This window comes from Streptosporangium sp. CA-115845, from assembly GCF_050943795.1.
In the GTDB taxonomy this organism is placed as follows: Bacteria; Actinomycetota; Actinomycetes; order Streptosporangiales; family Streptosporangiaceae; genus Streptosporangium.
This window is the reverse complement of the sequence record NZ_CP191988.1, coordinates 6989689-7007337: the sequence shown is the minus strand read 5'-3', so window position 1 is coordinate 7007337 and position 17649 is coordinate 6989689. Positions and strand designations below refer to the sequence as shown.

Here is a 17649-nt window from a genome sequence, read left to right as displayed (position 1 = left end):
GGGAGAGGCGGCGTAGCATCCGGGCACGCCTCGTGTTGTCGGGCGCTTGTTCGGAGTCGTGAGTCACGAGGATGCGAGGCCCCATGAGTGTTGTCCAGCCTGTTCCCGACCCGAACGCGGCGCTCGCGGAGCCGACGCGCAAGGTGGGGCCCTGGTGGGTGGCCGGCATCTCGCTGGCCAACCTGGCGCTCTGGATGGGGTACTTCGGGCCGCTCCAGGTCCTGCTTCCCTCGCAGGTGGCGGTGATCGACCCGGCGGGCAAGGAGGGGGCGCTGGCGCTGGTGACCGGACTGGGGGCCGCCGTCGCGATGCTGTTCAACCCCGTCGCGGGGGCGCTGTCCGATCGCACGGCGGGGCGGTTCGGGCGCAGGCACCCGTGGTCGCTGGCCGGGGCGCTGGTCGGCGCGGGGGCGCTGGCCCTGCTGGCGGGGCAGGGGTCGATCGCCGGCCTGGCGGCCGGCTGGTGCCTCGCGCAGATCGGGCTCAACGCGATGCAGGCAGCGCTCACCGCCGGGGTGCCCGACCACGTGCCGGTGAGCCAGCGAGGTGAGGTGTCGGGCTGGATCGGGATTCCCCAGTCGCTGGGGGTGGTGCTCGCCGTGGTCCTGGTCACCATGGTCGCCACCACCACCGAATCCGGATATTTCCTGATAGCGGCGCTGATCCCGCTCTGCGTGCTCCCCTTCGTCCTCACCACCTCCGACCCCCGCCTGCCGGCCAGGCCACCCTTCGAGCTCGGGGCCTTCCTGAGAGGTTTCTGGATCAGTCCCCGGGCCCACCCCGACTTCTTCTGGGCCTGGCTGACCCGCTTCCTGATGCAGCTCGGCAACGCCGTCGCCACGCTCTACCTGCTGTACTTCCTCACCGACGCGGTCGGCTACGAGCGGCTCTTCCCCGGCGAGAAGGCCGAGGACGGCCTGCTCGTGCTGATCCTGATCTACACCGCGATGGTCGTGCTCACCACCGTCGTCGCGGGCGTCGTCTCCGACCGGCTCGGCCGCCGCAGGGCGCTCGTCACGGCCTCCGGCGTGATCAGCGTGGTCCCCGCGGTGATGCTCGCGTTCTGGCCGCAGTGGCCGGTGGCGATGGCCGGCGCCGCGATCATGGGGGTCGGCTTCGGCATCTACCTCTCGGTCGACAACGCCCTGGTCACCCAGGTCCTGCCGGCCGCCGAGGGGCGTGCCAAGGATCTCGGCGTCATCAACATCGCCAACTCGGGACCCCAGGTGCTCGGCCCGGTCATCGCCGGTCCCATCGTGGCCGGTCTCGGTGGCTATCCGGTCCTCTACCTGACCTCCGCGGCCCTCGCCCTGCTCGGTGCGGCCCTCGTCTGGAAGATCCGCTCGGTGCCCTGACCGTACGGCCGGACGCCGCCCGCCGCCGGGAGCCGTGCCCCGCGCGTGCGCGGTACGGCTCTTCGTTCCCGGGGGCGCCGACCGGCCGGTCGGCGCTTCAGCGCCCGCTCAGGCGGCGGACGGCGAGGGAGGCCACCCGGACGGCGGCCGAGGGAGAGAGGCGGGTACCGCGCCAGGCGAGGCGGCCGGCGGCGGGCGCCACGATGAGGGCACGGTTGCGGGCCATGCCCCTGATGATGTCGGCGGCCAGCGCGTCGACGGAGTAGAGACGGCCCATGGTCCTGCTCGCCGACTCGCGGGCACCGGCACCGGTGCGGGTCTGCGGCAGGCCGGGATTGGCGTTGTCGAGCAGCGGGGTGTCGGTGAACCCGGGGCAGACCACGCTCACCCGGACGCCGTGGGCGGCGGCCTCGGCGCGCAGGGCGAGCGAGAGCCCGACCACCGCGTGCTTGGTCGCCGTGTAGGGCGCCATCAGCGGCGCGGGGACCAGCCCGGCCAGGGACGCGGTGTTCACGATGTGCCCGAAGCCCTGCCGCTTCATGATCGGGTAGGCCGCGTGGACGCCGTGGACGACGCCGCGCAGGTTCACGTCGATCGTCCGGTTCCAGTGGTCGAGGGTGAGCTCGTCGACGGTGCCGCCGACCGCGATTCCGGCGTTGTTGAAGACGACGTCGAGCCGTCCCCGCTCGGCCGCCACCCGCTCGACGAGGTCGGCCACGGCCCGCGCGTCGGAGACGTCGAGCGTCGCGGCCGAGCCGTTGAGCTCCTTGGCGGCGCGCTCGGCCCCGGCGCCGTCCAGGTCGGCGATGACGACGTGCGCGCCGCGCCCGGCGAACTCGCGGGAGACGGCCAGGCCGATGCCGGAGGCGCCCCCCGTCACGATCGCCGTTCTCATGCGCCCGCCTTCGCGGTCCGCGCCGCGGTGGGCGCCGGGGGCGCCCAGATGCCCATCGCCTTCCACACCCGGCGCTGGACGGGGTTCACCAGGCCCAGCTCGGCGCAGAGCTCGCGGGTCCTGCCGATCGAGTCGCGGATCTCCGCGGCCGTCTCGGGGTTGCCGGTGTAGACCTCCCTGACGACATCCTCGGGGATGCCGAACGTCCTGATCATCGAGCTTGGCGGTGAGAGCATGATCCGGGCCATGATGCCCAGGATGACAGGGGAGACGAGGCCCAGGGTGAAGCGCCGGTAGCGGGGCATCCGGGGCACCCGGCGGCGCAGGTAGTGGCGGGCGAAGGAGATGTGCCTGGCCTCCTCGGCGATGTGGATCCGTATGATCGTCTCCTCCAGCGGATGCCGGGCCCTGCCCGTTTTGATCATCTTGCGCTGCACGTGGTCGATCGGGTCCTCGCCGCCGAGGACGAAGACGAAGAAGAGCTCGGTGGAGATCAGCGGGATCCACGGGGTGATCTGCGCGAGCAGGCTCAGCGGCCCCGGCATGCCCTTTATCGGAAGTTTCGTGCGGTTCACGAACTCTTGGAACATCATCCCGTGATGTCCCTCTTCGATGGTCTCGTGGTAAACGTAGCGGAACTCGGGAGAGCCGTTCGGCAGCCGGTAGGCGTAGTTCAGCAGTCCGCGTTTGAGCAGGTTCTCGAACTGCAGGCCGATCTTCATGGCGGTCGCCACCCGCCACAGCCCGATCCTGGCGCGGATCTCGGGAGGCTGTGCCCGGTACCAGGCATGGCCGCCCAGCCTGTCGACCTCGGGCAGTTCCCAGCGCGGGTCGTCGGCGAAGACGAGGAACTCCTTCTCGTCCCAGGGGATGTCGGCGTACGGCTCCCAGTGTTTGTCGACGGACGCCTTCGAGAGGCGCTCTATGACCGCCTCGTAGGCGCGTCTCTCGGTGACCTGCTGGTCGCCCTCTCGGTCCGCGGCGGTCTCTGGGGCTGGTGTCATCGCTGCCCTCCCATCGGATGTCTGCGTTAATTGTACGAAGCATCCAATAAGACGGAAAGCCCCGCGGAGGTATGAGGTCCCTCGCGCCGGTGTGACGTCCTTCACTCAGCGTTGTATTAAGGCCACTCCTGCTCCGGTCGGTGACCTGTCCGTCGCTGCAGGTGATGTAACCCTTCGACTATGGCAGTGGTTGCAGCCCCCCGGCCCCTCCTGGGAATCGCGCTCCTGACCTTCGTCAGCGCCGCCTGGGGGTCGGCTTTTCCGCTGATGAAGGACCTCATCGTCCGCATGCCCGTGGCGGACCTTCTCGCCGAGCGGTACGGCATCGCCACGGTGGTGCTGGTCGCGCTCCGCCCGAGTAGCCTGCGAGGGCTCTCCGAGAGCACCTGGCTGATCGGCATCCTGCTCGGCCTGCTGTTCGGCGTCGGCCAGACGGTCCAGGCGGTCTCGCTGCACGACCTGCCCTCGTCGGTCTCGGGGTTCACGGTCGGCTCGTACGTGGTGATCACCCCGGTCCTCGGGCTGGTCCTGCTCGGCGCCAGGACCTCGGCCAGGATCTGGGCCGCGGTGGCGCTGGCGACCGTCGCGATGACCGTGTTCACCCTGCTGAAGGGCGTGGAGGGTGACATCTCCCCGCCCGCGCTGGTCGCCACCCTGGTGTCGGCCGTCCTGTACGCGGCCCACACGCTGGTGCTCGGCAACTCCGCCGAGGCGCGGCGACACGCCTATGCGGTCACGGTCATCCAGCTCGGCGCCATCGCCGTCATGACGGGCGTCCTCGCCCTGCCGGGCGGTCTGACCCTGCCCGCCACGCCGGTCGACTGGGTGATCCTCGGCCACCTGTCGATCGTGGCCTGCGCGCTGGGTTTTCTGGCCCGCTCGTGGGGCCAGGTCCACGTGCCGCCGGTGCCCGCCACGGTGATCCTGTCCACACAGCCGCTCTGGGTGACCGTCCTGGCCGTCGCGCTGTACGGGGAGTCGCTCACCCCGAGCGTCTTCCTCGGCGGAGGGCTGATCGCCCTCGCCATGCTCCTGGTCGTGCTGCCCGGGGGGCTGTTCAGCGTGATCTGGCGTGGAATCCCGGGCATTTCACGCCCGGGAGGAAACGACAGCACGGCAGGGCCGCCAGGGCCCGAGCGGTGCGGTGACCGGTAGGCCGTCGAGCGGCTCAGCCCGGGCGTCTCTGGTCTTCGATGTACCCCTTGATGATGCTCAAGGGTGCGCCACCACGGGAGGCGACAAAGTAGGACGGTGACCAGAAATGGCCGCCCCACAGATACTTGCGGATGTGCGCGGAGTACTCCTTGCGCAGCAGGCGGGCCGAGACGCCCTTGAGGGAATTGACCAGGGTCGAGAGGGCGACCTTGGGTGGGTAGTGCACGAGCAGGTGTACGTGATCTTCCTCGCCGTTGAACTCGACCAACTCCGCCCCGAAGCTGTCGCACACCTCGATCATGATGTCTTCGCAGCGGCGCAGGATCTCGTCGGTGCCCCCTCCCCCCGCCGATACCTCGGGACGAAGACCAAATGCGCATGAAGCGCGCTAACAACGCTTCTACCTCTTCTTGTATCGGGGTTCGGTTCCCATCTCGGTGACATGGACCCAACGCTAAAGTGTTCGAGGTGAATCGTCGCCTACAAGGCGGCCCGTGCCGGTGTCGCTGTGGTGTACGTGGACCCGGCCTACACCTCGCAAAGCTGCTCGGCCTGCGGGCACATCGACAAGAAGAACCGGCCCGACCAGGCCACCTTCGCCTGCACGTCGTGCGGCTTCGCTGAGCACGCCGACGTCAACGCAGCTCGTAACATCGCCGCACGCGGTGTCACAAGCTGGGCAGTGAGTCACGCTGCCTGACGCGGACCAGACCGTCGAAGCCACCGACGGCGAGGAGCTGCAAGCTCAGTTCTTCAGGGCTGAGAAGCTGACCTCAGTTCGGCGGGGGAGAGGCCCAGTTCCGCCGCGGCGGCCGTCTGGATGAACTCGGTCATGCGCGCCCGGGAGAGCAGCCGCCTGTGCACCGTCACCTGGGTGGCCAGGCCGTCGATGAGAGACATGATCCGCCAGGTCGAGCCCTCGGGGTCCGCGCAGACGAAGGCCCCCGCCTCGACGCCGTCGTCGATGATCGCGTGAAGCGCCTCCTTCCACCGCGTGTCGATCCTGCGGGACGTCTCCTCAAGCTCGGAGTTGCGCATCGACTCGGCCCAGGCGTCGATCCACAGGGCCCACGACGTGGTCTTTCCGCCGGGGGGATAGAACCTGAGCAGGGCCCGCAGCCGGTCGAGGGGTGAGCCGCCCGACTCCTCCATCCTGGCGAGCGCGTCCAGACGGAGTTGGGCCGCGTAGGAGAAGGCCTGGGCGAACAGCTTCTCCTTGGTCTCGAAATGGTAGAAGAGCAGCGCCTGGCTGACGCCGGCCGCCTGCGCGATGTCCGCGGTTCGGGTGTGACCGAACCCCTGGGCCGCGATGACATCGCAGGCGGTTCGGAGCAGATCTTCACGACGTAATCGCCCAAATCCCCTTGCCACAAGGGAACCCTAGCGGGTCAGGGGGCGCCGCCCTGGTCGGGGTGCAGGGGGATCCGCAGGACGAACCGCGCGCCCCGGACGCTGTCCTCCAGCCTCAGGATGCCGCCGTGGGTGCGGGCGATCTCCCTGGCGATGGGGAGTCCCAGTCCGGTGCCTCCCTCGTCCCTGTTGCGGGAGGCGTCCAGCCGGGCGAACCGCTGGAAGACCAGCTCCCGCTGCTCGGGCGCGATCCCGGCGCCGTCGTCGAGCACCTCCACGACGGCCGTTCCGTCGTCCCTGGTCACGCTCACCAAGACCTTGGAGTCGGCATGCCGTTCGGCGTTGTCCAGCAGGTTCGTCAGCAGCCGGGCCATCCGGAGCCGGTCGCCGGTGATCGCCACCCCCGGCTGCAGCTCCCTGTCGATCCGGACGTTGCGCCGGTGCCTGTCCAGCTCGTCGCAGACCAGCACGCCCAGGTCGATCCGCTCGTAATGGGCGGGCACCCCGGAGTCGAGCTTGGCCAGTGTCAGCAGGTCCGAGACGATCGCCTGAAGCCGGTCCAGGCTGGCGAGCATCGCGTGGGCCTTCGCCGTCCAGTCGACGTCGTCGGGGTAGCGTAACGCCTCCTCCACCTGGGCGCGCATGGCGGTGAGCGGGCTGCGCAGGTCGTGCGAGGCGTCGGAGGCGAACCTGCGCTGCTGCTCGGCCGAAGCCTCCAGCCGGTCCAGCGTCTGGTTGATCGTCTCGGCCAGTTGCCTGATCTCGTTCCGCGCGGCCGGCACCGGCACCCGGCGGCCGATGTCGGTCGCGGTGATCTCCTCCAGCTCGCGTCTGATCGCCTTGACCTGCACGAGTGCCGTCTTCACGGCCCTGAGTGTCACGATCGTGAAGGCGGCGCCGCCTATCACGATGGTTGTCGTGACGGCGGTGAGCGTCAGCCGACGGTGTACCGACCGCGCGTTCCCCGCGAACACTTCACTCCTCGGCGCTAAATAGAGCCACTAAACGGATTAGTTGCCGTTTCCTGGTGATTGATGGCCAAGAAGGGGCAAATATCCTTTCACCTCCCCCTGTAGATCATTGCTCTGTACGGCTGATCGGGCGCTGGCTAGAGTAAGTGAGCACTGATTGGAGCGGACATGAATCTTCAGGAGTACCGGCGGCGTGCCAGGACCTGGCTGGAGGCCAACGCCGGAGACGCCGAGACCACCCCGGACGCGGGTGGGGTCGCCGCCGCGAAGGTCTTCATGGCGCGCATGTACGACGCGGGCTACTCGGGGATCGGCTGGCCGAGCGAGTGGGGCGGCCAGGGGCTGACCCAGGCGGAGGAGCGGGCCTTCGCCGAGGAGGCCGCGGGGTTCACGCTGCCGACCTACGTCTTCTCCATAGGACTCGGGATGTGCGGGCCGACCCTCGTCGACCTCGGCACCCCCGAGCAGAAGGCCAGGCACCTGCGTCCGCTGCTGCGTGGCGAGGAGATCTGGTGCCAGCTCTTCTCCGAGCCCGGCGCCGGCAGCGACGTCGCCGCCCTGCAGACCCGGGCCACCCCGGCCGAGGACGGCTGGACGGTCACCGGGCAGAAGGTCTGGACCTCGGTCGCCCAGCACGCCTCCTACGGGCTGCTGCTCACCCGTACCGACGTGGACGCGCCCAAGCACAAGGGCCTGTCGATGTTCATCGTGGACATGCGCGCCCCCGGCGTCACGGTCCGCCCGCTGCGGGACATGACAGGCCGCGCCCACTTCAACGAGATCTTCTTCGACGACGTGCACATCCCCGCGGAGAACCTGGTCGGCCAGGTCAACGACGGGTGGAGCTGCGCGGTCACCACACTCCTGCACGAGCGCCTGTCCATCTCCAGCGGCGTCGGCATGGGTGGCCGCAAGGACAACCCGGTCGCCTTCGAGGTGCTGCGCCACACCGCCGACACCGCCGACCCGGTGGTCAGGGACCAGCTCGTCGAACTGCACATCCGCTCCCGCGCGCTCGCCCTGTTCAACGAGCGCCTCTCCCAGGAGACCAAGGCCGGCGTCTTCCCCGGGGCCAGAGGCAGCGCGGCCAAGCTGCTGCTGGCCGAGCTGACCATGTTCCAGGCCGACCTCGCCACCTCGCTGGCCGGGCCGGGGGCCGTCGCCTACGAGGAGGGTGGTGGGCGGCTGGCCGAGGCCGTCTCACTCGCTCCCGCCATGGCCCTCGGCGGCGGCACCAACGAGATCATGCGCAACATCATCGGTGACCGGGTGCTCAACCTGCCGCCCGAGCCGCGGGTGGACAAGAACGTGCCGTTCAAGGATCTCAAGGTGAACGGGTGACCTCCGGGCTCGCGCGGAAAGGCGGAAACACATGAAACTCGTGCTCACCGAGGAGCAGCGGGAACTGCGCGGCGCGGTCCGTGCCTTCCTCGCCTCCGCCTCGCCGCTGCCCGAGGTCCGGCGGGCCGTCGAATCCGAGACCGGCCACGACCCCGAGGTCTACCGCAGGCTCAACGGTGAGCTCGGGCTCGCCGGCCTCGTCGTCGGTGAGGAGCACGGTGGCGCGGGGGCCGGGTACGCCGAGCTCGCGGTGGTCCTGGAGGAGACCGGCGCGGCGCTGCTGCCGGGCCCCTTCCTGGCCACCACCCTCGCCACGATCCTGCTGACCGAGGTGGGCGACAAGGAACTGCTGCCCGGCATCGCCGCGGGGAGCACGCTCGCGACCGTCGCCCTCGACGGCGGCCGCGCGCTCAACGGTGCCGAGGCCGACGTGGTCCTGGCGATCGAGGGGTCGCGGGTCCTGGCGGTCAGAGGCGGTGACCGCACCCCGCTGACCACCCTGGACATCACCCGCAGGCAGGCGAAGGTGGATCTGGGCACGGGTGAGGAGATCGCCTCGTCGCCGGAGGGCGTGGCGAGGGCCAGGGACCTGTTCGCGGTCGCGGTGGCCGCCGAGCAGCTCGGCGTGCTGCGCGCCTCGCTGGACGCCATCGTCGGCTACGCCAAGCTCCGGGTGACCTTCGGCCGCCTCATCGGCTCCTACCAGGGCGTCAAGCACCGGCTCGCCGACATGCACTGCAAGCTGGAGCAGGCCGAGTCGATAGTCCGCTACGCGGCCTGGGCCGCGGACGAGGCGCCCGACGAGCTCTCCTCGGCCGCCGCGCTCGCCCAGGCCTACGTCGGCAGGGCCTGCTTCGAGGTGGCCCGGGACAACCTCCTGCTGCACGGCGGCATCGGTTTCACCTGGGAGCACGACGCGCATCTCTACTACAAGCGGGCCAAGGCCGACGAGGTGCTGCTGGGCACGCCCCGCACGCACCGTACCCGCCTCGCCGAACTGCTGGAGCTCTGAGGAGGAACGTCCATGGCCGACATCAGCGGGCTACCCACCTTCTACCGGATCGCCGAGGCCGATCCCGGCCGCCGCGCGCTGATCCACCTCGACGGCGCCGTGACGACCTACGGAGAGTTGCTGGCCACGGTCAACCAGGTCTCACACGGCCTGCGGGCCCGCGGGCTCGGCCGAGGCGACGTGGTCGCCGGAGTGCTGCCCAACGGCATGGACGCGGTGGTCATGCTGATGGCCACCGGGCAGGTGGGGATGTACTACGTACCGGTCAACTGGCACCTCACGGCCGCCGAGATCGACTACATCCTGACCGACTGCGACGCCCGGATCGTGGTCGCCGATCCGTCGTACTCCGTCGAGAAGGCCGTCGGCGTGGCCGAGCTGGCCGAGGGGCAGCCCACGACCGCCCCTGACGACCGCTCGGGCGGCGGCGTCATGTGGTACACCTCGGGCACCACCGGGTTCCCCAAGGGCGTGCAGCGCCCGCTCTCCAGCCACGAGCCGGAGGTGACCGCCCCGCTCTACACCTGGTTCCTGGGCGAGGTCTGCGACCTGCGGGCCGGTGACGAGATCCACCTGGTGACCTCGCCGATGTACCACTCCGCGCCGTGCGCGCACACCATGTTCGCCCTCCACCTCGGGCACACCCTGGTGATCGCGCCCAGATTCGAGCCGGAGGCCATCCTGGAGCTGGTCGACAGGTACCGGGTCGGCAACGCGCTGATGGTGCCGACCATGTTCCACCGGATGCTGCAGCTTCCGGCGGAGGTCAGGGCGCGCTACGACGTGTCGTCGCTGCGGCAGGTGATGCACACCGGCGCGGCCTGCCCGGTGGCGGTCAAGAAGGGCATCATGGACTGGTGGGGGCCGGTGCTGTACGAGTACTACGGCTCCACCGAGACGGCCATCGCCTTCTCCGTCAAGCCGCACGACTGGCTGGAGCGTCCCGGCACGGTCGGCCGCCCGGCCCCGACCTTCGAGGCGAGGATCCTCGGCGCGGACGGGGAGGAGCTCCCCGCGGGCGAGCCCGGCATGATCTACGTCAGGTCGGGCACCGGCGGTTTCGAGTACCGCAAGGACCCGGAGAAGACCGCCGCCAGCATGCGCGGTGACTGGTACGCCCCCGGTGACATCGGCTTCATGGACTCCGACGGCTTCCTGTTCCTCTGTGACCGCCGCACCGATCTGATCATCTCCGGCGGGGTGAACATCTACCCCGCGGAGATCGAGGCGGCGATCCTGGAGCACCCGGCGGTCGCCGACGTCGTGGTGATCGGCGTGCCCGACGAGGAGTGGGGCCACCGGGTGGTCGCCCTGATCCAGCCGGTGCCCGGCCCCCGCCCCCCGGTCGAGGAGCTGCTGGAACACCTCGGCCCGCGGATCGCCCGCTTCAAGCACCCCAGGGTCATCGAGTTCCGCGACGAGCTGCCCCGCACGCCCACCGGGAAGCTCTCCCGCTCCAAGGTCAGGGAGGAGTATCTGGCCTCCTGACCTCCAGCGTCCACGGCTCGCCTCGGGATTCCGGCCACGCGCTCGCGCCCCTTGTCGTGGAAAGCAGCGTCAGCGGGTGATCCACTCGGTGGAGGTGGTGACCTCCCGCAGCACGCCGGGGATCGGCTCGACGCCGATGCCGGGTCCGCCGGGGACGTCCAGATGGCCGTCGCTCAGCTCGAAGGGCGGCGTGATGTCCGTCGTGTAGTAGCGGCGGGAGGCGGAGAGGTCGCCGGGCAGCGTGAAGCCGGGCAGGGCGGCCAGGGCGACGTTGGCGGCGCGGCCGACGCCCGTCTCCAGCATGCCGCCGCACCAGACGGCGACGCCGTGGGCGCGGCACAGGTCGTGGATGCGCCGGGCCTCCAGGTAGCCGCCGACCCGGCCGGGCTTGACGTTGATCACGGAGCAGGCGCCCAGCGAGATGGCGGCGGCCGCGTCGGCGGCCGACTCGATGGACTCGTCCAGGCAGATCGGGGTGGCGATCCTCTTCGCGAGTTGAGCGTGCTGGACGATGTCGTCGTGGGCCAGCGGCTGCTCGATGAGCAGCAGGCCGAAGGGATCCAGCCTGGCCAGGTGGGGTGCGTCGGTGAGGGTGTAGGCGGCGTTGGCGTCGACCTGGAGGAGCAGGTCGTCGCCGAAGCGCTCCCGTACCGCGCGGACCGCTGCCAGGTCCCAGCCGGGCTCGATCTTGAGCTTGATCCGGACGTAGCCCTCGTCGAGATAGCCCGCGACGGTGTCCAGGAGCTCGGGGACGGAGTTCATGATCCCGATCGACACCCCGGCGGGGACGCGGTCGGCGGTGGCGCCGAGGAAGGAGGCGAGGGACTGGCCGGACGCGCGCAGCCAGGCGTCCAGGACCGCGCTCTCCAGGGCCGCCTTCGCCATCCGGTGGCCTTTGAAGGGCTGCAGCGCGCGGCCCACGCCGTGGACGTCGGCACGGGCGGGCAGGGCCGGGATGAGGAAACGGCGCAGCACGTCGGCGGCGGCGTCGACGTACTCGGGGGAGTAGAGCGGGTCGGACATGGCCACGCACTCGCCCCAGCCCTCCGCCTCGGGGGTGACCACGCGGAGCAGGAGCACGTCGCGTTCGGTCTCCGTGCCGTAGGAGGTACGGAACGGCGTGACCAGCGGCATCGCGACCCGCCTCACCTCGATCCCGGTGATCTTCAAGCTTCCTTCTCCCATTCGTCGCACCGGGTTCCATTGTCGTGCCGGGCGTCATCGTCGTGTCGGGCGTCGTGTCGGGCGTCGTGCCGGGTGTTCGTCGTGCCGGGGGCGCTCCCGCGTCGGGAATGCCCGTCTGGGGGCCGCCGCTCCACGAGGTGGCCCGTCTTACGGCCGAAGCCGATCACCCCCTTGCCGGGCAGGCCGCCACCCCGTCCCATCTCGGCTCATGCCCCCGCGAGGCTCAGGCGGGCCTGCCCAGCTCGGCGCGGAACAGCCGGTGCACGTTGCCGCCGATGATCTTCACGATCTCCTCGTCGGCGAAGCCGTGCTTGAGCAGGGCGTCGGTGACCAGGGGCAGGCCGCTCGGGCCGGACAGTCCGGGCAGGGTCGCGCCGACGTCGACGCCGCTGTAGCCGGGCTCCTCGCAGCACGGGGGAGTGACGTCGTGCATGACCTCGCGGATGAAGTCCGGACCGAGCCCCACATGGTCGATCCCGCCGACGCTCACCACGTGCTCGATGTGGTCGACCAGCCGGTCCACCGTGTACTCGGTGACGTCCTCCGTCAGGAAGGCGGGCAGGAAGTTGACGCAGACCACGCCGCCGGTGGCGGCGACGGCGCGGATCTGGTCGTCGGTCAGGTTGCGGTGGTGGTCGCGGAGCGCGCGGGCCGAGGAGTGGGTCGCCATCACCGGCCTCCTCGCCAGCTCCAGCACGTGCCCCACCCCTGAGGCGCCCAGGTGGGAGATGTCGAAGATCATGCCGAGCCGTTCCATCTCCCGGACCGTCTCCACCCCCGCCGCGGTGAGCCTGCTGCCGGTGGCGTCCTCGCCGCTGCCGTCGGCCAGCGCGGTACGGCCCCAGTGCGCGATCGAGGCGACCCGCACGCCCAGCCGGTGCAGCGTGGCCACCAGTTCGACGGCCGAATCCAGGCCGGGCATGCTCTCCAGCGCCAGGACCAGGGCGATCCTGCCCTGGGCGAGCGTCTCGTCGATCTGCGCGCCGTCCAGGCAGAGCCGTACGGCGTCGGCGTTGCCCTCGGCCAGCACGTGGGCGCACTCGATCATGCGCAGTGTCTGCCGGAGCGCGCCCTCGGGGCGGTACTGGTCGTCGATGAAGACCGGCAGTACCTGGAGGTTCACCCCGCCCTCGCGCAGCTGGGGCAGCCAGCGCTCGCGGAAGAACGACGCCCACCGGGCAGGGGGTCTGGCGGTGACGGCCATCAGCAGGTCGTTGTGGGTATCGGCGACCACGGAGTCGCGGTGGAGGTCGGCGGACACAGCGGGCCCTTCTGCGCGTACGGCTCTCGTTCGCCACGACGGTATCGGCACTTCACCTCCCGCGTCTCGCGGGGGAGTGTGGGTCAGCGCGCGAAGTGGAAGGCGTCCGGGTCCGGGGCGCCGGTGATGCGGCGGTAGGAGGTCGTCGTGCCCGGCCAGTTGTTGGTCACCCGGCCGGTCTCGTTCTTGTACCAGCTCGTGCAGCCCGCCTGCCAGACCATGCGCTCCATGGCCGCCTCCAGGCTCCGCCGCCAGGTGGCCATCGTCTCTAGCCTGACCTCCATCGGCCCGCGCGCGGCCAGCTGCGGCAGGCAGCCCATGACGTACCGGACCTGGCACTCGATCATGAAGACGATCGAGCTGTGGCCGAGGTTGGTGTTGGGGCCGTACAGCAGGAACAGGTTGGGGAAGTGCGGTACGGCGATGCCCAGGTACGCCTCCGCGCCGTCCTGCCACTCCTCGGCCAGGTGCCGGCCGCCGCGCCCGGTGACCTGGATGGGAACCAGAAAGTCGGAGGTCTCGAAGCCGGTCGCGTAGACGATCGCGTCGGCCTCGCGAAGTCCGGCGGCGGTCTCCACACCGGCGGGGACGATCCGGGTGATCCGGTCGGTGACGACGTCCACGTTGGGGCGGGTCAGCGCGGGATAGAACTTGCTGTCGGCGACGATCCGCTTGCAGCCGACCGGGTAGTCCGGGGTCAGCTTGGCCCGCAGCACCGGGTCGGGGACCTGGGCGTGCAGGTGTTCCAGGGCGCGCTTGCGGATCGGGTCGGAGCTCCAGCCTCCGGCCAGGGCCGGGTAGAGGGCGATCTCCGCGTACCGGTAGATCCACTCGCGGTAGGCGCGCTGCAGGAACGGCACGTAACGGAAGGCGGCCCTGGCACCGGAGCCGAAGACGGCGTCCGCTTTGGGGATCACCCAGTTGGGCGTCCGCTGGAAGACGTCCAGGTGATCGGCTACCTCGGCGACCTTCGGGATCAGCTGCGCCGCCGAGGACCCGCTGCCGATCACGGCCACCCGCCGGCCGGTCAGATCGAAGGAATGGTCCCAGCGGGCGGAGTGGAAAGCCGTGCCATTAAACGTTGACATTCCCGGAATGTCAGGCAATCGGGGGCGGTTGAGCTGTCCCACGGCCGACACCACCACGTCGAACAGCTCGTCCCCGGCCGTGGTGCGGACCCGCCACTTCCCCAGCGACTCCTCGAAGACGGCGGCGACGACCGAGGTGTTCAGCCGGAGGCGGGGTCGCACGCCGTACTTGTCGGCGCACCTCTCCAGGTAGCCCAGGATCTCCGGCTGTTCGGGAAAGCGGCGCGTCCAGCTGGAGTACTTCTCGAAGGAGAAGGAGTACAGGTGTGAGGGGATGTCGCAGCCCGCCCCCGGATAGGTGTTGTCGCGCCAGGTGCCTCCGACGTTGTTCCCCTTCTCGAAGATCGTGTACGAGCGGATGCCGGCCTTCTCCAGCTGGATGGCCATGCACAGCCCGCCGAATCCGGCACCGATGATCGCGATCTTCGGACTCATGCGCACGCCCCCGGGTCGGTGTTGTCGCGGCAGCGGTCCCCGATGCCGGCAAGGATCAGGCGCTGGTGGACGTCCCCAAGCTCCGGCTGCCGCCTGCGTCCACGTCTCCCCAACTCCACACCTCTTCATATGCGACAAATACTGGAATAAATACTGGAATCAACTGCTCCCCCATGGGTCAGTATCCACTTACATTAGGTGATCCGTTCGCGCCGGGGAATAGGCCGATAGTCTGCGCGGGTGCCTACGCTTGCCGACATCGTCACAGAGTTGGAATCCCGCTACGACCCACGCTGGGCGGAGTCGTGGGACGCGGTCGGACTCGTCTGCGGAGACCCCGCCGCGGAGGTACGCAGGATCCTGTTCGCGGTCGACCCGGTGGCCGCCGTCGCCGAGGAGGCCCTCGACTGGGGCGCCGACCTCATCGTCACCCACCACCCGCTCTACCTGCGCGGCACCACGAGCGTCGCGGCCACCACCTTCAAGGGCCGCCTGATCCACACGCTGATCAGGAACGATGTCGCGCTCTTCACCGCCCACACCAACGCCGACGTCGCCGATCCCGGCGTCTCCGACGCGCTTGCCCGCGCCGTCGGCCTGACCGGGCCGCTCGTCCCGCTCATGCCCGCGGCCGACGACCCCAGGCGCGGCCTGGGCCGGATCGGCTCGCTGCCCGTCCCCGTCCCCCTCGCCGAGTTCGCCCGGCAGGCCGCGCGCGGGCTTCCCGCCACGGCGGGCGGCCTGCGGGTCGCCGGAGACCCCGGCCGCCCCGTCCAGCGGATCGCGGTCAGCGGAGGGTCCGGAGACTCCCTGCTCGGGGTGGCCCGCGCCGCCGGGGTCGACGTCTTCCTCACCGCGGACCTGCGCCACCACCCGGCGAGCGAGTTCATGGAGGCCGACGGCCCCGCGCTGATCGACGCCGCCCACTGGGCCACCGAGTGGCCGTGGCTCGCCGACGCGGCGCACCATCTGGCGTCCGCATCGGCCGCCAGGGGGATTACTGTTGAGACGCGCGTTTCCGAGACGGTCACGGACGCCTGGAAAACAACAGCAAAGTGCGAGGATTTCACGTGAAAGCAGCCCCTGCGGCCCAGAAGCGTCTGCTTGACCTGGCCGAACTCGACTCCGCCCTCGACCGGCTGGCCCACCGCCGCCGCACCCTGCCCGAGCTGGCCCAGATCGACGAGCTCTCCGCTCGCGTCGCCCGCATCGCGACCCAGGTGATCGCCGCCGAGACCGAGTCCGGCGACCTCGCCCGCGAGCAGACCAAGGCCGAGGCCGACGTCGACTCGGTCCGCATCCGCGCCGAACGCGACCAGAAGCGCCTCGACTCCGGACAGGTCTCCTCGCCGAAGGACCTGGCCAGCCTCCAGTCGGAGATCGCCTCCCTGACGCGCAGGCAGGGCGACCTGGAGGACGTGGTGCTGGAGATCATGGAGCGCCGCGAGGCGGCGGACGCACAGGTCGCCAAGCTGGTGGCCGAGCGCGACGAGCTCACGGGCACCCGCGGCGTCGCCGAGGACCGCAGGGACGCGGTCTTCGCCGAGATCGACAAGGAGAAGGACGAGGTCCAGCGCAGGCGGGCCGAGGTCGAGAAGGACATCCCGGCCGACCTGCTCGCCCTCTACGGCAAGCTCAGGGAGCAGTTCGGGGTGGGCGCCGCGATGCTCCAGGGCGGCCGCTGCCTCGGCTGCCGCACCAGCCTGTCCATCGCCGAGATCAACCGCATCAAGGCCGCCTCCCACGACGAGGTCATCCGTTGCGAGGAGTGCCGCCGGATCCTGGTCCGCACCGCGGAGTCCGGCCTGTGACCTCGTACGTTGTGGAGGCCGACGGCGGCTCGCGGGGCAACCCCGGGCCGGCCGGCTACGGTGCCGTCGTCAAGGACGCCGCCGACGGCCAGGTGCTGGCCGAGACGGCCGAGTCGATCGGCACCCAGACCAACAACGTCGCCGAGTACCGCGGGCTCATCGCCGGCCTGACCAGTTTGCTGGCCCTGGCCGGAGACGGTGCGAAGGTCGAGGTCCGGATGGACTCCAAGCTGGTCATCGAGCAGATGGCCGGCCGGTGGAAGGTCAAGAACGAGGGCCTGCGCCCGCTCGCCCTACAGGCCGCGGCCCTTGCCAGGCGCCTGAAGGTGACCTGGCGCTGGATCCCGCGCGAGAAGAACAAGGACGCCGACCGTCTGGCCAACGAGGCGATGGACGCCGCGGCCAAGGGCCGCACCTGGATCGCCTCGGCTTCCTCCGCTCCCGTCGGGGGAGCGATCGGCGCCTCCGGGACCGCTGTCTCCGGGAGCGGTGCCGCCGCCACCCTCACCGGTGGGGGCCCCGCCGAGGACCTTCTCCTCTTCGACACCGATGACCTCGGCGCCGGTGATTCCGGTGGCGGTGTCGTCATCCGGGAGCCGGCGGGACGGACGGCCGTGTCCACCGGGCGCGGCACCGGCTGGCGCCCGCCCACCTCGGTCGCGACCTCGCTGTACCTGCTCCGGCACGGTGAGACGCCGCTCTCCGTCGAGCGCAGGTTCTCCGGGCTCGGCGATCCCGAACTCACGCCCAACGGCATAGCCCAGGGCGAGGCCGCCGCCGCCAGGCTGGCGGGGGAGTCGTACGGCATCCAGGTGATCGTCAGCTCACCGCTGAGGCGTGCCCGTGCCACCGCGGAGATCGTCGCGGCCAGGACCGGTCTTGAGGTCGTCGTCGAGGAGGGTCTGCGGGAGACCGACTTCGGCGACTGGGAGGGCCACACGTTCACCGAGATCCAGTGTCGCTGGCCGGACGAGCTCGCCGCGTGGCTGGCGGACCCGTCCGCCGCGCCGCCGGGTGGGGAGAGTTTCGGGGAGGCGGCGCGGCGGGTCCAGGCGACCGGGGACCTGCTGATCGAGCGCTACGAGGGTAAGACGATCCTCGCCGTCTCCCACGTCACGCCGATCAAGATGCTGCTGCGATTCGCGCTGCTCGCTCCCCTCAGCGCGCTGTATCGCATGCATCTCGACCTGTCAGCCCTGTCCCTGATCGAGTACTACGCCGACGGTCCGGCGGTGGTGAAGGCGTTCAACGACACCTCCCACCTGCGCTGAACCGGCGGTTTCGGGTCCGAAGGATCT

General features: G+C 70.3%; 15 protein-coding genes and 2 pseudogenes. 9 read left to right on the top strand and 8 right to left on the bottom strand.

The window, feature by feature from the left end; genetic code table 11:
* Positions 1-83 precede the first annotated feature (83 nt).
* Positions 84-1355 carry an MFS transporter gene (locus tag ACQP0P_RS33490; protein WP_433362609.1) on the top strand — a complete coding sequence of 424 codons (1272 nt, stop codon included), beginning with the start codon at positions 84-86 and terminating at the stop codon, positions 1353-1355.
* Between the two features lie 97 nt (positions 1356-1452).
* On the opposite strand, the gene ACQP0P_RS33485 is transcribed toward ACQP0P_RS33490, so the two are convergent.
* A complete protein-coding gene (locus tag ACQP0P_RS33485) occupies positions 1453-2250 on the bottom strand; it encodes an SDR family NAD(P)-dependent oxidoreductase (protein ID WP_433362605.1) in 798 nt (265 codons plus the stop codon).
* Complete coding sequence (locus tag ACQP0P_RS33480; RefSeq protein ID WP_433362602.1) at positions 2247-3254, bottom strand: AurF N-oxygenase family protein; 1008 nt, start codon at positions 3252-3254, stop codon at positions 2247-2249. Before ACQP0P_RS33480 ends, ACQP0P_RS33485 begins: the two co-directional genes overlap by 4 nt.
* Before the next feature lie 180 nt (positions 3255-3434).
* Here ACQP0P_RS33480 and ACQP0P_RS33475 point away from each other — a divergent pair, with 180 nt between their 5' ends.
* Positions 3435-4409, top strand: a complete 975-nt coding sequence (locus tag ACQP0P_RS33475; RefSeq protein ID WP_433362599.1) for a DMT family transporter — start codon at positions 3435-3437, stop codon at positions 4407-4409.
* Between the two features lie 13 nt (positions 4410-4422).
* On the opposite strand, the pseudogene tnpA reads toward ACQP0P_RS33475, so the two are convergent.
* Positions 4423-4853 (bottom strand): annotated as a pseudogene (gene tnpA / locus ACQP0P_RS33470) (IS200/IS605 family transposase).
* 31 nt (positions 4854-4884) lie between these two features.
* Between tnpA and ACQP0P_RS33465 the strand changes: the two are divergent.
* Positions 4885-5109: pseudogene (locus ACQP0P_RS33465) on the top strand (zinc ribbon domain-containing protein); the annotation flags it as partial.
* Positions 5110-5162: 53 nt separating this feature from the next.
* Here ACQP0P_RS33465 and ACQP0P_RS33460 read toward each other — a convergent pair.
* On the bottom strand, positions 5163-5780 hold the full coding sequence (locus ACQP0P_RS33460) for a TetR/AcrR family transcriptional regulator (RefSeq protein WP_433362596.1): 618 nt from the start codon (positions 5778-5780) through the stop codon (positions 5163-5165).
* 17 nt (positions 5781-5797) lie between these two features.
* On the bottom strand, positions 5798-6625 hold the full coding sequence (locus tag ACQP0P_RS33455) for a sensor histidine kinase (RefSeq protein WP_433362593.1): 828 nt from the start codon (positions 6623-6625) through the stop codon (positions 5798-5800).
* 273 nt (positions 6626-6898) lie between these two features.
* Between ACQP0P_RS33455 and ACQP0P_RS33450 the strand changes: the two genes are divergently transcribed.
* The 3 genes from ACQP0P_RS33450 to ACQP0P_RS33440 are packed head-to-tail and all read left to right on the top strand — an operon-like array spanning position 6899 to position 10571.
* A complete protein-coding gene (locus tag ACQP0P_RS33450; protein ID WP_433362590.1) occupies positions 6899-8071 on the top strand; it encodes an acyl-CoA dehydrogenase family protein in 1173 nt (390 codons plus the stop codon).
* Between the two features lie 31 nt (positions 8072-8102).
* A complete protein-coding gene (locus ACQP0P_RS33445; protein ID WP_433362585.1) occupies positions 8103-9083 on the top strand; it encodes an acyl-CoA dehydrogenase family protein in 981 nt (326 codons plus the stop codon).
* Positions 9084-9095: 12 nt separating this feature from the next.
* Positions 9096-10571 (top strand): AMP-binding protein, encoded by a 1476-nt coding sequence (locus ACQP0P_RS33440; protein WP_433362582.1) that lies wholly within the window; start codon positions 9096-9098, stop codon positions 10569-10571.
* Positions 10572-10640: 69 nt separating this feature from the next.
* Here ACQP0P_RS33440 and menC read toward each other — a convergent pair whose 3' ends face one another.
* The 3 genes from menC to ACQP0P_RS33425 all read right to left on the bottom strand — a co-directional run bounded on the left by menC (position 10641) and on the right by ACQP0P_RS33425 (position 14540).
* Positions 10641-11741, bottom strand: a complete 1101-nt coding sequence (gene menC / locus ACQP0P_RS33435; protein WP_433362579.1) for an o-succinylbenzoate synthase — start codon at positions 11739-11741, stop codon at positions 10641-10643.
* A 238-nt stretch (positions 11742-11979) separates the two neighbouring features.
* A complete protein-coding gene (locus ACQP0P_RS33430) occupies positions 11980-13017 on the bottom strand; it encodes a dipeptidase (RefSeq protein ID WP_433362576.1) in 1038 nt (345 codons plus the stop codon).
* An 83-nt stretch (positions 13018-13100) separates the two neighbouring features.
* Positions 13101-14540 carry a flavin-containing monooxygenase gene (locus ACQP0P_RS33425; protein ID WP_433362573.1) on the bottom strand — a complete coding sequence of 480 codons (1440 nt, stop codon included), beginning with the start codon at positions 14538-14540 and terminating at the stop codon, positions 13101-13103.
* A 240-nt stretch (positions 14541-14780) separates the two neighbouring features.
* On the opposite strand from ACQP0P_RS33425, the gene ACQP0P_RS33420 reads away from it, so the two are divergent.
* Genes ACQP0P_RS33420 through ACQP0P_RS33410 form a run of 3 tightly spaced genes read left to right on the top strand, consistent with a single transcriptional unit; the run spans position 14781 to position 17622 of the window.
* Entirely contained in the window at positions 14781-15614 is an 834-nt protein-coding gene (locus ACQP0P_RS33420) for a Nif3-like dinuclear metal center hexameric protein (RefSeq protein ID WP_433362570.1), read from the top strand.
* Positions 15611-16351, top strand: a complete 741-nt coding sequence (locus ACQP0P_RS33415) for a zinc ribbon domain-containing protein (RefSeq protein ID WP_433362567.1) — start codon at positions 15611-15613, stop codon at positions 16349-16351. Before ACQP0P_RS33420 ends, ACQP0P_RS33415 begins: the two co-directional genes overlap by 4 nt.
* On the top strand, positions 16348-17622 hold the full coding sequence (locus ACQP0P_RS33410; RefSeq protein WP_433362564.1) for a bifunctional RNase H/acid phosphatase: 1275 nt from the start codon (positions 16348-16350) through the stop codon (positions 17620-17622). The genes ACQP0P_RS33415 and ACQP0P_RS33410 overlap by 4 nt, the downstream gene beginning before the upstream one ends.
* Positions 17623-17649 lie beyond the last annotated feature (27 nt).

What these genes read in the sequence shown, in the direction of transcription:
- ACQP0P_RS33480 (WP_433362602.1), bottom strand. Translation starts at nt 3,254, where the DNA reads ATGACACCAGCCCCAGAGACCGCCGCGGACCGAGAGGGCGACCAGCAG.
- ACQP0P_RS33490 (WP_433362609.1), top strand. Translation starts at nt 84, where the DNA reads ATGAGTGTTGTCCAGCCTGTTCCCGACCCGAACGCGGCGCTCGCGGAG.
- ACQP0P_RS33425 (WP_433362573.1), bottom strand. Translation starts at nt 14,540, where the DNA reads ATGAGTCCGAAGATCGCGATCATCGGTGCCGGATTCGGCGGGCTGTGC.
- ACQP0P_RS33440 (WP_433362582.1), top strand. Translation starts at nt 9,096, where the DNA reads ATGGCCGACATCAGCGGGCTACCCACCTTCTACCGGATCGCCGAGGCC.
- ACQP0P_RS33450 (WP_433362590.1), top strand. Translation starts at nt 6,899, where the DNA reads ATGAATCTTCAGGAGTACCGGCGGCGTGCCAGGACCTGGCTGGAGGCC.
- ACQP0P_RS33485 (WP_433362605.1), bottom strand. Translation starts at nt 2,250, where the DNA reads ATGAGAACGGCGATCGTGACGGGGGGCGCCTCCGGCATCGGCCTGGCC.
- ACQP0P_RS33475 (WP_433362599.1), top strand. Translation starts at nt 3,435, where the DNA reads ATGGCAGTGGTTGCAGCCCCCCGGCCCCTCCTGGGAATCGCGCTCCTG.
- ACQP0P_RS33445 (WP_433362585.1), top strand. Translation starts at nt 8,103, where the DNA reads ATGAAACTCGTGCTCACCGAGGAGCAGCGGGAACTGCGCGGCGCGGTC.